16 protein-coding genes and 1 pseudogene are annotated in these 15,204 nt (G+C 57.1%); 12 read left to right on the plus strand and 5 right to left on the minus strand.

Features of this window, described 5'->3' with window-relative positions; all coding sequences use genetic code 11:
* From DW082_RS04870 to DW082_RS04880, 4 genes are all read left to right on the plus strand, one after another.
* Positions 1-506, plus strand: a 506-nt coding sequence (locus DW082_RS04870; protein ID WP_118457625.1) for an outer membrane beta-barrel protein, incomplete at its 5' end; no start/stop codon positions are given.
* Positions 507-676: 170 nt separating this feature from the next.
* Positions 677-943, plus strand: a complete 267-nt coding sequence (locus DW082_RS15300) for a Mur ligase domain-containing protein (RefSeq protein WP_310648300.1) — start codon at positions 677-679, stop codon at positions 941-943.
* A gap of 5 nt (positions 944-948) precedes the next feature.
* Positions 949-3,057 carry an alanine racemase gene (alr, locus tag DW082_RS04875; protein WP_310648301.1) on the plus strand — a complete coding sequence of 703 codons (2,109 nt, stop codon included), beginning with the start codon at positions 949-951 and terminating at the stop codon, positions 3,055-3,057.
* A complete protein-coding gene (locus DW082_RS04880; RefSeq protein WP_055202043.1) occupies positions 3,057-3,764 on the plus strand; it encodes an SAM-dependent methyltransferase in 708 nt (235 codons plus the stop codon). Before alr ends, DW082_RS04880 begins: the two co-directional genes overlap by 1 nt.
* Positions 3,765-3,811: 47 nt before the next feature.
* Here the strand turns inward: DW082_RS04880 and DW082_RS04885 are convergent, their stop codons facing one another.
* The 5 genes and pseudogenes from DW082_RS04885 to DW082_RS04895 form a co-directional block, all read right to left on the minus strand.
* The gene (locus DW082_RS04885) at positions 3,812-4,456 is read right to left on the minus strand and encodes a TetR/AcrR family transcriptional regulator (RefSeq protein WP_118457627.1); all 645 of its coding nucleotides are present in this window, start codon (positions 4,454-4,456) and stop codon (positions 3,812-3,814) included.
* A gap of 187 nt (positions 4,457-4,643) precedes the next feature.
* Entirely contained in the window at positions 4,644-4,847 is a 204-nt protein-coding gene (locus tag DW082_RS14960) for an HAD hydrolase family protein (RefSeq protein WP_259335529.1), read from the minus strand.
* A pseudogene (locus DW082_RS14965) lies at positions 4,839-5,156 on the minus strand (haloacid dehalogenase-like hydrolase); the annotation flags it as partial. The pseudogene DW082_RS14965 and the gene DW082_RS14960, both read right to left, overlap by 9 nt.
* Entirely contained in the window at positions 5,063-5,884 is an 822-nt protein-coding gene (locus DW082_RS04890) for an ACT domain-containing protein (RefSeq protein WP_259335517.1), read from the minus strand. The gene DW082_RS04890 and the pseudogene DW082_RS14965, both read right to left, overlap by 94 nt.
* 46 nt (positions 5,885-5,930) lie before the next feature.
* Positions 5,931-6,857 carry an AraC family transcriptional regulator gene (locus DW082_RS04895; RefSeq protein ID WP_101571336.1) on the minus strand — a complete coding sequence of 309 codons (927 nt, stop codon included), beginning with the start codon at positions 6,855-6,857 and terminating at the stop codon, positions 5,931-5,933.
* Between the two features lie 309 nt (positions 6,858-7,166).
* Here DW082_RS04895 and DW082_RS04900 point away from each other — a divergent pair, with 309 nt between their 5' ends.
* From DW082_RS04900 to DW082_RS04935, 8 genes are all read left to right on the plus strand, one after another.
* On the plus strand, positions 7,167-7,874 hold the full coding sequence (locus tag DW082_RS04900; RefSeq protein ID WP_101571338.1) for a hypothetical protein: 708 nt from the start codon (positions 7,167-7,169) through the stop codon (positions 7,872-7,874).
* 119 nt (positions 7,875-7,993) lie between these two features.
* Positions 7,994-8,983, plus strand: a complete 990-nt coding sequence (locus DW082_RS04905; protein ID WP_118457629.1) for a TIGR01212 family radical SAM protein — start codon at positions 7,994-7,996, stop codon at positions 8,981-8,983.
* A gap of 96 nt (positions 8,984-9,079) precedes the next feature.
* On the plus strand, positions 9,080-9,973 hold the full coding sequence (locus tag DW082_RS04910; RefSeq protein WP_055202055.1) for a hydrogen peroxide-inducible genes activator: 894 nt from the start codon (positions 9,080-9,082) through the stop codon (positions 9,971-9,973).
* Positions 9,974-10,118: 145 nt separating this feature from the next.
* A complete protein-coding gene (gene rsfS, locus DW082_RS04915; protein ID WP_055202057.1) occupies positions 10,119-10,469 on the plus strand; it encodes a ribosome silencing factor in 351 nt (116 codons plus the stop codon).
* A 58-nt stretch (positions 10,470-10,527) separates the two neighbouring features.
* Complete coding sequence (gene ftsH, locus DW082_RS04920) at positions 10,528-12,492, plus strand: ATP-dependent zinc metalloprotease FtsH (protein ID WP_055202059.1); 1,965 nt, start codon at positions 10,528-10,530, stop codon at positions 12,490-12,492.
* The gene (locus tag DW082_RS04925) at positions 12,473-13,312 is read left to right on the plus strand and encodes a phosphatidate cytidylyltransferase (protein ID WP_259335518.1); all 840 of its coding nucleotides are present in this window, start codon (positions 12,473-12,475) and stop codon (positions 13,310-13,312) included. The genes ftsH and DW082_RS04925 overlap by 20 nt, the downstream gene beginning before the upstream one ends.
* A gap of 18 nt (positions 13,313-13,330) precedes the next feature.
* Complete coding sequence (locus DW082_RS04930; protein WP_101571340.1) at positions 13,331-13,987, plus strand: phosphatidylserine decarboxylase family protein; 657 nt, start codon at positions 13,331-13,333, stop codon at positions 13,985-13,987.
* An 80-nt stretch (positions 13,988-14,067) separates the two neighbouring features.
* On the plus strand, positions 14,068-15,171 hold the full coding sequence (locus tag DW082_RS04935) for an AI-2E family transporter (protein ID WP_101571342.1): 1,104 nt from the start codon (positions 14,068-14,070) through the stop codon (positions 15,169-15,171).
* The last annotated feature ends 33 nt before the right edge of the window (positions 15,172-15,204 follow it).

Raw genomic sequence — 15,204 nt, forward strand, 5'->3', positions numbered from 1 at the left:
TTCGTTTCGAAACGAAGGGGATGTCGGCCGGCGCCCAGGTAAAGAATTACCAACTGACGATGAACGTGGACAACGGCGACGAACAGGGGCTGATCTCCGGAGTATTCACCGGACAGGTCAAAACCCGGGTGCAGAACGAATACCTGACCGTGCCGGTGATGGCGATGCGCCAGGTCTCCCCGCGTTGGGAACTGAAACTGGGGTTCTTCTTCTCGTACCTGTTGCGGGGCGGCTTCAGCGGAAACGCCTACGACGGATACATCCGCGACGGAGATCCGACCGGAACCAAGATCGGCGTCGAGTCGGCCACGTACAATTTCGATAACGACATCCGGCGGTTCAATTGGGGCGGCGAATTCGGAGCCGAATGGATGGCTTACCGCCACCTGTCGGTATACGGAGAGCTGACCTGGGCGGCGAACTCGATCTTCAAAAAAGGATTCAAAAGCATCGGGTTCAACATGTACAACGTCTACCTGAACATCGGGTTCGGATACGTTTTCTAAAGGCATCCGGCCGGTTCGCATACGCCGGGAAAAACGGACGATCCGTTTTTTCCGGCTTTTTTATCGGAGAACCGCAGGCAACGAGCCGGTAATTCCGGTAAAATTCCGCACGGTTCAAAACTTTTTGCGGAAAATGGCGTACTTTTGTGTCGCTTCAATTCATTCGGAACATGAACGATCTACTGACACATATCGCCGCTTGCGTCGGGGGCGCATTCGAAGGGACGGACACGACCGTCGTCCGCGTGACGACCGACAGCCGGCGAGCCAACCTCCCGGAAGGAACCCTTTTCGTCGCGATCCGCGGAACGAACCGAGACGGACACGACTACATCGAACCGTTATACCGCAAGGGAGTGCGCGCCTTCATCGTCGACGCCGCCGTCGCGCCCGGCGCTACCCGGAAGCCGGATTCGTCCGCTGCGACGATTCGGTAGCGGCGTTGCAGCGGCTTGCCGCCTGCTTCCGCGACCGCATCCGCGGCAAAGTGGTGGCCATCACCGGCAGCAACGGCAAGACTGTCACCAAAGAATGGATCGCCCAGCTCTGCCCGCCGGGCGTAAAACTGTTCCGCAGTCCGAAAAGCTACAACTCGCAGATCGGCGTACCGCTGTCGCTGCTGATGACCGCGGGCGACGAGCAGATCGCCGTGATCGAAGCGGGTATCTCCCGCAAGGGCGAGATGCAGTCGCTCGAACGGATCGTCCGTCCCGACATCGGCATCATCACGAACATCGGCGACGCCCATCAGGAGAATTTCGATACGCCGGAAGAAAAAGCCGAAGAGAAACTGAACCTATTCGCCCACACGCCGACGATTATCTACAATGCCGGCGACCCGCTGTTGCGGCGCCTCGTTCCGGCCCGCTATCCCGACCGGCAGTTGATCGCCGTCGACGCGAGCCGCTGCGACCTGAACGGACTGCCCTACCCTGACGCCGCCTCGCGCGAAAACGCGGCCGAAGCGCTGACCCTGTACGGAGTAATGGGGTACGACATGTCGCAAGTCCGGGGCGGACTCCGCTCGCTGCAAAACGTAGCGATGCGGCTGGAACTCAAAGACGGCATCAACAGCTGCAAAATCGTCAACGACAGCTACAATTCGGACATCAACTCGCTGGGCATCGCGCTGGAATACCTGTCGTCGGTAGCCGGCCACCGCGAAAAAACGCTGATCCTGTCCGACATCGACCAGAGCGGTCTGAAACCCGACCGGCTGTACGCCGGGGTGGCCGAACTGCTGAAGGCGAACGGAGTGACCGAACTGATCGGTATCGGCGAAGAGATTTTCAAACATGCGGGGGCATTCGACTGCCGCAAGGAATTCTACCTGACCACCGAAAATTTCCTGCGGGGCGTCAACCGGTCGCGCTTTTCGAAAAAAAGCATCCTGCTAAAAGGAGGACGCCGCTTCCAGTTCGAACGGATCGGCCGCATCCTCGAAGACAAGATACATACGACCGTACTGGAAGTCAACCTCGACCACATGATCCACAACCTGAACTACTTCCGCAGCCTGTTGCGCGAAGGAGAACAAGTGATGGCGATGGTCAAGGCGTCCGGCTACGGCAACGGCACTTTCGAAGTCGCCAACATGCTCGAACAGCAGGGCGTCGGCTTCCTGGCCGTCGCGTTCGCCGACGAAGGCGTCGCACTGCGCGAGGCCGGCATCACGATGCCGATCGTCGTGCTGAACGCCGATTCGGACAGCTTCGACTTGATGCTCGACTACCGGCTCGAACCGGAGATTTACAGCCGATCGTCGTTGCAGTCGTTCGCCGAAACGGTACGCCGGAACGGAGAAACCGACTATCCGATCCACGTCAAGCTCGACACCGGCATGCACCGCCTCGGATTCGAACGGCAGGACATCGACCCGCTGATCGACGCGCTGAAAACAATCCCGGAACTCTACATCCGCACGATCTTCACGCACTTGGCCGGTAGCGACGAAGCCCGGCACGACGACTTCACACGCGGCCAGATCGCCCTGTTCCGCGAATTGAGCGACCGGCTGGTCGCCGCCTTCCCGCAGCGGCACATCCTGCGGCACGTCGACAACAGCGCCGGGATCGAGCGTTTCCCGGAAGCGCAGTTCGACATGGTACGGCTCGGCATCGGACTGTACGGTATCAGCGTCGCCCACCAGGAGCACCTGCTGCCGGTCAGCGCGCTCAAAAGCCGCATCGTCCAGATCAAAGAGGTTCCGGTCGGCGATACGGTCGGCTACGGCCGCCACGGAATCGTCGCAGAGCACCCCGTGCGTACGGCGACCGTCCCGATCGGCTATGCCGACGGCCTGAACCGTCGGCTCAGCTGCGGAAGATGGAGCTTCATCGTCAACGGCCGGAAAGCCCCGATCATCGGAAATATCTGCATGGACACCTGCATGATCGACATCACCGGCATCGACGCGCACGAGGGCGACACGGTCACGGTCTTCGGCGAAGGAGCGCCGGTCGGCGAAATGGCCGACGTACTGGGAACCATCCCCTACGAAATCATGACGGGTATTTCGACCCGCGTCAAACGAATCTACACCAAAGAGTAATGGGAAAGGGGAAAATCTACATGCTGCCGACCCCGATCGGCGATACGCCGGTATGGGATGTGCTGCCGCAATACAATCGAACCGTAATCGACCGCCTGGAATACTTCATCGTCGAAAACACCCGTTCGGCCCGCCGTTTTCTGAGCCGCGCCGGCATACAACGGCCGATCGACTCGCTGCGTTTCGCCGAACTGAACGAACACTCGACGCCGGAAGCGGTGGCCGAACTGCTGACCCCGGTGCTCGCCGGAACGGACGCCGGCGTGATCTCGGAAGCGGGCCTGCCCGGCGTAGCCGACCCGGGCGCGGACCTGGCGGCGCTTGCACACCTGCACGGCGTGGAAGTGGTTCCGCTGGTCGGCCCGTCGTCGATCCTGCTGGCGCTGATGGCCTCCGGGCTGAACGGGCAGTCGTTCGCTTTCAACGGCTACCTGCCGGTCAAACAACCCGAACGCGGCCGGGCGATCCGGCATTTCGAAAAACGGGCGCAAACCGAGCGCCAGTCGCAGATCTTTATCGAAACGCCTTACCGCAACCTGAAACTTTTCGAAGATTTTCTGAAGGAATGCAACGGGAATACGCTGCTGACGGTCGCGGCGGATATCCTGCAACCCGACCAACTTATCCGCACCGCGCAGATCCGCGACTGGAAGGCGAAAACGCCCGATATCCACAAACGCCCCGCGATTTTCATCCTCGGCGTCTGAGCGGACCGCCCTCCCCCGGATTATATACAATCGAGGTCGATTCCGTCTTACGCCCGAACTTTGTTCTGCCCGAAAAGGCCGCCGGGAAAATGCTTCCGGAACGTATCGTCGATGATGTGAATCCCCTCTTTGGTCGAGATGCCTCTGAAAAAACACATCGTGATATACTTAAAGGCATCGGACACCGACACGTGCACCTCGTCGTACACCGAAGGCGAAGCGAAAATGGTATTGATCGAGGCCATCAGCGCGACGGCCGTAAAGTCGAGGTTGAGCTCCGGGAAAAACAATCCTTCGTCGATCCCCTTTTTCAGGGATCCTTTCAGTCGCTCCTGCCCGCGCTGGCGAATCTCGGAATAGACCCGCTCGAAAACGGCGGGATAGAACCGTTTCAGATCGCTCTTGAAATTGATGTTGGTCATCATCATGTTTTCCCAATCTTCCAGCAGCAGGATAAACTCCTCGATGACGTTACGGGCCGATGCGACGCGCCGGTCGTGTTTTTCGTCCTGCGACGCATAAAAATGCCGCACGCATTCGACGATCAGCGACTCCCGGTCGCCGAACAATTCGTAAATCGTCCGCTTAGAGACGCCCAGGCGGGACGCGATATCGTCCATCCGGACCGACTTCACGCCGTTACGGACAAACAGATTCGTCGACTCCGCTACGATTCTATCTTTTAGCAACATGGCAATACCTTAACAATCCGGTTCCAAAGATACGAAATAAAACTAATAAACAAAAAAAGTTTTCAAGTTTACAAAGTTTTGCGCCGGATAAGGCTCCGCCCGGCCACGCACAGCGCATCTTCCCGTCGCCGATCCGGCCACGCGACCCGTCGAAAACAACGGAACGTTTCCCCCTGTCGGGAACCCGTCACACAAACCGTTTGTCGTCCAGATAAGAATCTTTGTAACCGAGGAAATAGAGAATGCCGTCCAGCCCGATCGTCGACAGCGACTGTCCGGCCGTGGCTTTTACTTTCGGTTTCGCGTGGAATGCGATACCGAGCCCGGCCACGCTGAGCATCGGCAGGTCGTTGGCTCCGTCGCCGACGGCGATCGTCTGCTCAATGTCCACGTTTTCGACTTGCGAGATCAGTTTCAGCAATTCGGCTTTGCGCTTGCCATCGACGATGTCGCCGAGGTAACGGCCGGTCAACTTGCCGTCAATGATCTCCAGTTCGTTGGCGTACACGTAATCGAACCCGAATTTCTGCCGCAAATAATTGCCGAAATAGGTGAACCCGCCGGACAGAATCGCCGTTTTGAACCCGATGCGCTTGAGGATATGCATCAACCGGTCGAGCCCCTCGGTATAGGCAGGTGGTCCGCAATGTCGGCGAGCACCGACTCGTCCAGCCCTTTGAGCATGGCCACCCGGCGCCGGAAACTCTCCGTGAAATCGATCTCGCCGCGCATCGCGCTTTCGGTGATCGCGCGTACCTGCTCTCCGACCCCGGCGCGCTCGGCCAATTCGTCGATCACTTCGGTTTCGATCAACGTCGAATCCATATCGAAACAGATCAGCCGGCGCGTCCGGCGGAACATATTATCGGCCTGAAACGAAATATCCATCCCCATTTCGGTCGAAAGCCGCATGAATTCGGACTGCATCCCCTCGCGGTCGCGCGGCGTACCGCGCACCGACAGTTCGATGCACGATTTTGGAGCGCGCGCATCGACATCCAACGGGATACGCCCCGTGAGCCGCAGGATCGAGTCGATGTTCAATCCCTGCCCGGCCACCACGTTCGTGACCGCCGCGATCTGCTGCGCGCTCAACTTACGGCCGAGCACCGTGATGATGTAACGGTTTTTCCCCTGCATTCCCACCCAGTTTTCGTACTGTTCGGCGGTAATCGGCTTGAAACGCACCTGAATGCCCAATTCGTAGGCCTTGAACAGCAAGTCCTTCATGATGTCGCCGGCCCGCTGGGAATCGGTCTTGAACAGGATGCCCATCGACAGGGTCTGGTGGATATTGGCCTGCCCGATATCCAGGATCGTCGCATCGTAGCGCGCCAAAATATCGGTCAGCGAAGAAGTCAGCCCCGGCTTGTCCTCCCCGGAAATATTAATCTGTATGATTTCTACCTTTTCGTTCCTGTTTTCCATAGATTCGTAAAATTGCTTACTCTCCTTTAATCCTTTAGTACTCGAATTATTCCGGCATGCGCTCCTCCTCGTCCTTCGCCGGGCTCCCGATGTTGCGGTACTCGACGGGCGTCATCGAAGTCCGCCGTTTGAAGAACATCGAAAAATATTCCGGATTCTCGTACTTCAGACTGTACGAGATTTCCTTCACCGGACGCGTGGTCGTGGTGAGCAGCAGCTTCGCCTCGTTCAGTTTCAACTCCTGCATATATTGGGCCGGCGAGGTTCCGGTAAACTCCTTGAACGCTTTGCGGAAACCCGAATAGCCGATATGCAACCTGTCGGCCACTTCCTTGGCCGACAGGTTTTCGTAAACGCCCTCGCGCATGATCACCTTCGCCTTGTTCATTTTGTTGATCATGTTCTCGTCGACGAAATCGCGGGTGCGGTGACGGTAATACATCAACCCGAGCAGGTGCATCACGATCCCGCCCAACGCTTGCTGAAACCCGGAACGTTCCTCGTTCGCGATATCGAAAGCCTTGATATACAGGTCGACAATACGCTCGTTAAGTCCGATATTGAACACCGGGGCCTGGTTCACGAAGAAGCCTTCGCCGACGATCCGGTCGATCACCTCCCCTTTGAACCCGATCCAGTACTCTTTCCAACCGGTATTGGCGAAAGGCCGGTATGTATGCCATACGCCGGGGAAAAGAAAAAACACCTTTCCTTCGGTAATCAGCTGCGACTCGCGCGAATCGCCGTACGTAAAAATACCTTGGCCGTCGGTGATATACAACAATTGGTATTCGCTCAGCACCCGGCCTTCGTCCACATTGAAAAAATAGCCCTGCGGATGGCTCGACGGAGGGTAATTCTCTTTCGCGGAGATCGTCTGGCTACCCACGCTGGTCACGACGAGCCCCCAGAGCTCGTCCTCTTCGGTCGAGATCAGGTACCTGGATTCGTTGTTGATGTCGGTAAGACTCATGGCGCGGCGGTTCGGTCGGCGGTCTGTACGGCAGACCGCTATGCGTATGCAAAAATAAGATTTTTTCCGGTACGATGAACAACCGATCCCTTATCCATATTGCAAAGCGCCGGACTTTTCGATGACAGTATATTAATTATCAACATATTAACATGCATTAAATCGGACGGACGCATCAAACGGCAAAAAACGGCGGCGGCAAATGCCGTTTTCCGTCAAATAATGTTCGGGACTTTGTTGCCGTTTTCCAAAAAATCGTACCTTTGCAGCGGTTTACAGTGCAGACCCTTTCGTTTAATCTTTATCTAAATGGCTAATACACCCCAGTTTGTCCCGACGGCCGAAAACACTTACGTCATCTCATATCCGATTCACGGAACGGACGCCGCTTACGATTTCGCGGCCATTCTGGCCAGGTCCAGAACCTGTGAACGGCAGGGCGACGTGGAACAGGCCTGCAACCTGCGGTACGAAGGCGTCAAGAAGCTGATGGATCTGATCCCCGACGAAGACGAAGTGCAGCTGGACTGGGAAGAAGAGGAGAACCAATCCGTGCTGGAACTGCTGAAACGGTCGGCGATCGACCATTTCCTGGTCGGCGACTTCGAAATGGCGGCGGGAATGATGGAGATGCTGCTCGACATGGACCCGGAAGACCACCTCGAAACTACCAAGCCGCTGGCATTTTGCTACCTGGCGCTCGAAGACTACGAACTTTTCGACGAAATCGTCAACGACATCAGCGACAAATATCCGGAAAAAGAGATCCTGAAGCTCTGGAGCGAATTCCGGCAGACGGGCAGCCTCCCCGCCGGCGAATTGATTCACTTCAAAAAAAGTTTTCCGGTATTTTACGCCGAGTTCACGTCGAACGTCCACGAAGTGACTCCGGAATACTTGGCCGACATCGAGAGCGAAAAGCCGCTGCGCCAGACTCTCGCCCGCGAACTGTGGCTACAGACCGAACACCTCTGGACGCAGTTTCCCGGCTTTATCGAAGCGCTGCGCAACCACTGAACGGCCGAAGGGTAAACCGGTCGCGGACCGCCGTTCGACAATGGGGAATTCGCGTCCGCCGCGCTTCGCGGAGTGCTACCGACCGTTTTCGGCCGCCCCGCAGCAAACTCTTAGAATCCATGAAACGCCCTGAAACAAAACCGGCCTCCGGTACCGGCAGCACCTATCCCTGGGGGGATGCGAGACGTTACAACAGCTATTCCGGATACTTCCGGCGGCTGTTCGGCACCCGCGTGCAAAAATTGTCGGTCAACGCCGGATTCTCCTGCCCGAACCGCGACGGCACGGTCTCGACCGGCGGATGCACGTTCTGCAACAACTCGGCTTTCTCTCCGTCCTATTGCACGCCGCAGAAAAACGTCCGGCAGCAGTTGGAAGAGGGAATCGAATTCCACCGCCGCCGCTACCGCACCGCGGAAAAATACCTGGCCTACTTCCAGTCCTTTTCGAATACGTATGCGTCTCTGGAGAGGCTCGAAACCGTTTTTTCGCAGGCATTCGAAGTGCCGCAGGTAGCCGGGATCATCGTCGGCACGCGCCCGGACTGCATCGACGAACGCAAACTCGACTACTTCGCCCGGCTCGCCGAATCCCACTACGTCGTGATCGAATACGGCATCGAGTCGTGCTACGACCGCACGCTGCAGGCCATCAACCGCGGACACGACTTCGCCTGCGCGCAGCGGGCCGTGGAAGCGACGGCGGCGCGCGGCATCCATACCGGAGCGCATTTCATCCTCGGACTGCCCGGCGAAACCCGGGGGATGATGACCGAACAGACCGAACGGATCAACGCGCTGCCGCTCGACACCGTCAAATTCCACCAGTTGCAGTTATTCAAAGAGACGCCGATGGCCGAGCAGTACGCACGGCACCCGGAGGATTTCCGCTTTTTCGGCAAAGAGGAGTATATCGACTTTTTCATCGGCATCCTCGAACGGCTGCGTCCCGACCTGGTCGTCGAACGTTTCGCCGGCGAGGCGCCGCCGCGCTTCCATGCAGGCCCGGCCTGGGGACTGATCCGTAATGAACAACTGTGGGCCGAACTGGAACGCCGCCTCGAGGAACGGGACAGTTGGCAGGGAAAATCGTACGCCAGAACGATCTAATAATCAAACCGGCCGACCGCCGTTAAAAAAATCCGGAAAGTTGGAAGTTATCATTTTTTTTTATAATATTTGCAGTCCGACATCAACACTGCTGATATGACCATCATCCAACTGGAATACCTGCTGGCCGTAGCCAACTACGGCAGTTTCTCGCTGGCGGCCGAAAAATGTTTCGTGACGCAGCCTTCGCTGAGTATGCAGGTGAAAAACCTCGAGGAAGAACTGGGCGTCATCGTGCTCGACCGCAGCAAAAAACCGGTATTGCCGACGGACGCGGGCCTGGCGGTCATCCGCCAGGCAAAAGAGGCGGTACAGGCTTTCGCCATGGTGCGGGAAGTCGTATCCGACCTGCAAAACGAAATTTCGGGAACGCTGCGGCTCGGGGTCATTCCGACGATCGCTCCTTATCTACTGCACCGTTTCATTCCGGATTTCGTCCGCAAATGCCCGAAGGTCGAACTGCAGATCCGGGAAATGATGACCGGCGACATCATCCGCGCGCTCGACCGCGACATGCTCGACGCCGCAATCATGGCCGGGGGCACTTCGCCCGAAGGCATCCGCGAAGAAGAACTTTTCAACGACCGTTTCTTCGCCTACGTGTCGACCGACCACCCGCTCTGCCAGCGCAGCAACATCCGTATCGAAGATATCGACGTGCGCCACCTGCTGCTGCTGTCGGAAGGGAACTGCCTGCGCGACCAGGTGATCGAACTGTGCCAAGCCCAGAAAAACATCGCCCGGCAGTACTCTTTCGAAAGCGGATCGCTCGAAACCCTGATGCGGATCGTGGACAACACCCCGAACCTGATAACGATCATTCCGGAAATGGTCGCCGACTACATCGACGAAAAACACCGTCCACAGGTCAAAACGCTGGCCAAAGGGGCCGCATCGCGCAAAATCACGATTGCGGTTCGCCGCACCTACGTCAAACGGTCGCTGATCGACGCGCTGAAAGAATCGGTCATGAACGTCGCGCGGAACTGATCCGTTTTATCTTTTGCAGGATATTTGCAGTTTTCCGGAAGGGCGCCTGAACGCCCCTCCGAAGTTATCCGTATAACTACGGGCAAAAAATTTTGAATTTATAACTTTTTCGTATCTTTACCTCCTTAAAATGAAGTAAAAACCTATGAGTAAACTGATCGATACAATCGCAGAGGCTATACAGGACAAAAAAGGAAAAAACATCATATCGCTGGATCTGAGCGGTTTCGACGGGGCTGTATGTCCCGCTTTCGTTATCTGCAACGCCGACTCGACTACGCAGGTCGAGGCCATCGCCCGGGGAATCGAAGAGAAAACGCTGGCCGATCTGGGCGAAAAAGTATGGCGCGTCGAAGGAATCACCAACAGCGTATGGGTCGTAATGGATTACGGGGACGTGCTGGTGCACATTTTTCAGACCGAGTTGCGCGATTTTTACAAACTCGAACAACTCTGGGCCGACGCTCCGGCGACCCGCTACGAATCCGAAGCGTAAGACAATATCGCAACGGGCCGACCGTTGATTTTTTGGATAAAAGCATCACATAACAAACATGAAACCGAATCATAACAACAATATGCCCCAGTTGGGGGGCAAACGTCCGAAATTCAACATCTACTGGGTTTGGATGATCCTGGCCGTGGTGATCCTCTCGTGGGGACTGCTGGGTAACGAGAAAGTGACGCACACGACCACATGGGACGGCGTGAAGGAGATGATCGAAAAGGGAGACCTGCAAAAAATCGTCGTCGTGAACAAAGAGACGGCCGAGGTCTACCTGAAACCCGACAAGGTCGCGTCCTACTCCGACCGGAAAGAGTACAAAGGGATCACCGAACAAGGGCCCCAGTTCTCGTTCAATATCGGGTCGCTCGACTATTTCCAACACAACCTGGAAAACGCGCAAACCGAATACGATCAAGAAGTTCCGCTCAGTTTCGAAACGCGCCGCAACATCTGGGGAGATGCATTTACGCTGATCTTCCCGATCCTGATCCTCGTCGGAATCTGGTGGTTCCTGTGGCGGGGCATGTCGCGCGGCAACAATGGCGGCGGCGGCGGGATCTTCAGCGTCGGCAAGGCCAAAGCGCAGATGTTCGACAAGGATGCGAACGTCAACATCACGTTCAAGGACGTCGCCGGACTCGAAGAAGCTAAAGTGGAAATCATGGAAATCGTCGATTTCCTGAAAAACCCGGGCAAGTACAGCGACTTGGGCGGCAAAATTCCGAAAGGCGCCCTGCTCGTAGGCCCTCCGGGAACCGGTAAGACGCTGTTGGCGAAAGCCGTGGCCGGAGAGGCGAACGTGCCGTTCTTTTCGATCAGCGGTTCCGACTTCGTCGAGATGTTCGTCGGCGTCGGCGCGTCGCGGGTGCGCGACCTGTTCCGGCAGGCAAAAGAAAAAGCGCCCTGCATCGTCTTCATCGACGAGATCGACGCGATCGGGCGGGCGCGCAGCAAGAACGTCGGCTATTCGTCGAACGACGAGCGAGAAAATACGCTGAACCAGTTGCTGACCGAGATGGACGGTTTCGGAACGAACGCCGGCGTGATCGTGCTGGCCGCCACGAACCGGGCCGACATCCTCGACAAAGCGCTGCTGCGGGCCGGACGCTTCGACCGCCAGATCAACGTCGAACTGCCCGACCTGAAAGAGCGCCGTGAAATTTTCGACGTGCACCTGAAAAACCTGAAGCTCGATCCGAAGCTCGACCGCGACTTCCTGGCCCGCCAAACTCCGGGATTCTCGGGCGCCGACATCGCCAACGTCTGCAACGAGGCGGCCCTGATCGCCGCCCGCAACAATAAGAAACAGGTCGAGAAGGAGGATTTCCTCAGCGCCATCGACCGGATCATCGGCGGCTTGGAACGCAAGAACAAGATCATCATCCCGTCCGAAAAACGGACGATCGCCTATCACGAAGCGGGGCACGCCACAGTAAGCTGGGTACTCGAACACGCCAACCCGCTGATCAAGGTAACGATCATCCCGCGCGGCAAAGCGCTGGGCGCGGCTTGGTATCTGCCCGAAGAGCGCCAGATCACCACGAAGGAGCAAATGCTCGACGAGATGGCCGCCATCCTCGGCGGGCGCGCATCGGAGCTGCTGAACTTCGGCAAAGTATCCACCGGGGCGCTGAACGACCTCGAACGCGTGACCAAACAGGCTTACGCAATGGTCGCTTACTACGGAATGAGCAGCGAAGTGGGGAACCTGAGCTTCTACGATTCGACCGGACAGAACGACATGGCGCTGACCAAACCGTACAGCGAACGGACGGCGCAGGAGATCGACGCCGAAGTGAAGAAGCTGATCGACGGAGCCTTCCAGCGTTCGCTGGAAACGCTCGAAAAACACCGCGCCGGGCTGACCCAGTTGGCCGAACTGCTGCTCGAACGGGAAGTCATTTTCGCAGAAGACCTCGAAAAGATATTCGGCAAGCGCAAAGGCGAAATCCGCAAAGAACTGGAAGTCAAAATCGAAGAACCGTTGAACAGTGAGCCGTCTGCTGAATAAAACGCTGTATGTCCGGACGCTGAGCGGCATCGCGCTGCTGATTGTCGTACTGGGAACGGTGCTGTGGTCGCCGTACAGTATGCTTGCATTGGGCGTATTTCTCACGGCCGGAATCATGCGTGAATTTTACCGAATCGGGCGGCTTACCGGCGCGCGGCCGCTCACGACATATCCGATCGTCGTCGGAGCGGCGATCGTCGTTCTCGCTTTCCTGATAAAAACGGGCACGCTTGCGCCGGTCTGCCTCGCAGCGGCGCTTCCGGCGGTCTTCGTCCTGTTCATCGCCGAACTCTATCGCAAACAGCCGTCGCCGTTGACGAACATCGCATGGGAAATCGCAGGGATCGTCTATGCGGCGGTACCGATGGCGCTGTTCGTGACCCTTCCGGTCGCCGTCCGCGGCGCGGAGATCGACTATTCGCCGGCCGTCCTGCTGAGCATCCTGTTTATCGTCTGGGCCAACGACGTGGGCGCTTATCTGTTCGGCGTGGCGTTCGGACGGCGCAAACTGTTCGAGCGCATCTCCCCGAACAAATCGTGGGAAGGATTCTTCGGCGGGGTAGCCTGCGCCGTGGGCGTGGGTATGCTGGTCGCGCTGTGGCAGGACGCTTCGGTTCCGGCATGGGCCGGGGCCGGGGGAATCGTCGCCGTTACCGGGGTTTTCGGCGACCTGGTCGAATCCATGTTCAAACGTTCGGTCGGAATCAAAGACTCCGGGAACATTCTTCCGGGACACGGAGGCTTCCTGGATCGCTTCGACGCGCTGATTTTGGCATTGCCTTTTGTTTACACCTATTTTAGCATTATATTTACGCTCTGAAACCCAATCTGAGATAGTATGAAAATCCATAAGGAGGGAGCTCCGATCATCCTGTGCGCCGCGGCTCTGGCAATCGTTCTTGCCGTACTTTCTTTTTGGTTGCTGCCGACAGCAGCGGCATGGATCGTATCCGTGGCGGCATGGATCGGCGTACTGTTCATCACCTCCTTTTTCCGAAGCCCGTCGCGGCCGCTGTTGCAGGACGACGGAGCCGTGTATTCGCCGGCGGACGGAACGATCGTCGCGCTCGAGGAGGTCGAAGAAAAGGAATATTTCAAGGACAACCGGATCGTGGTATCGGTCTTCATGTCGATCTGGAACGTGCACATCAACTGGTTCCCGGTTTCGGGAACGGTCGATTACTTCCGACACCACCACGGGCTGTTCCTGGTGGCATGGCACCCGAAATCGTCGGAAGACAACGAACGGACGACGACGGTCGTGGACATGGGAGGACAAAAAATCATGTTCCGCCAGATCGCCGGTATGGTGGCCCGACGGATCGTCTCTTACGCCCGCGTAGGGCACCGCGTCGAACAAAATTCGCAGTGCGGATTCATCAAGTTCGGCTCGCGGGTCGATCTGTTTCTGCCGCTGGACGCCGACATCCGGGTCAAGCTCGGCGACAAGGTGGTCGGTACGCAAACGCTGATCGCACGGCTGAAAAAGCAGTAGTTTCGGCCGGGTTATGCCGGAATCCGCTCCCCCAAAAAAGAGATAAAGACATTCCTACTCTTGAGACCTAATTTATAAAGATGTCTAAAATATACCGGTATATCGTTGCAGGGGTCATCACGGCAGTGGTTCTGTTCCTCGTGTGGTACTTCAGCAACGTGGTCGCGTATATCCTGACGGCGGCGGTGCTGGCGATGATCGGCAAGCCGCTGACCGACCTGCTCAGCAGGCTGCACATCGGCAAGACGCGGCGGCTGCGCGTTCCCCGCTGGCTGGCCGCCCTGTGCACGCTGCTCATGATCTGGATCGTCATCGTCGGACTGTTCGGGCTGTTCGTCCCGATCGTTTTTCAGAAGATCAATGAATTTTCATCGCTCGACATCCCGCAGCTCATCGGCTATTTCCACGAGCCGCTGATGTCGCTCGAACACTTCATCAAACAAACGTTCGCCATCCGGGACGACGAATTCTCGATCATCCAGGCCATCACCGAGCAGATCAAGCCGCTGCTGAACATCAACCTGATCAACAACCTGCTCGCATCGATCGTCAATACGGTCGGCAACGCGGTCATCGCGGCCTTCTCGATCTCGTTCATTACTTTCTTTTTCCTGAAGGAAAGCAGTCTGTTTTACGACATGGTCATCATCATGTTCCCGAAAAAATACGAAGCGAACATTTCTCGAGCGCTCGACTCGGTAACCAACCTGTTGGTGCGCTACTTCACCGGAATCGTTACCGAATCGGCGCTGATGACCGTGATCGTCTCGATCGGCCTGCTGATCTGGGGCCTTTCGCCGCACAACGCGTTGGTGATCGGGCTGATCGTCGGCGTGCTGAACGTGATCCCGTACGTCGGTCCCACGATCGGTATCGCGATCGGCATTTTCATCGGCGTTACCGGTATGCAAGGCGACGTCTCGACCGGCGGGATGGCGCTGCGGATCGCCGGGACGATCCTGTTCGCGCAGGGCGTGGACAACTTCGTCCTCCAGCCGGTACTCTATTCGAACCGGGCCAAAGCGCACCCGCTGGAGATCTTCCTGGTAATCCTGATCGCCGGATCGCTGGCCGGCGTGCTGGGTATGTTACTGGCTATCCCGGCCTACAATGTGATCCGCGTCTTCGCCAAGGAATTTTTCAACAATTTCCGCGTCGTCCAGAAACTTACCGAAAAAATCTGACGGATTCCGGACAAATTTTATTAAATTTGTTTG

Source organism: Alistipes sp. AF48-12 (assembly GCF_003477565.1).
GTDB classification, from domain to species: Bacteria; Bacteroidota; Bacteroidia; order Bacteroidales; family Rikenellaceae; genus Alistipes_A; species Alistipes_A hominis.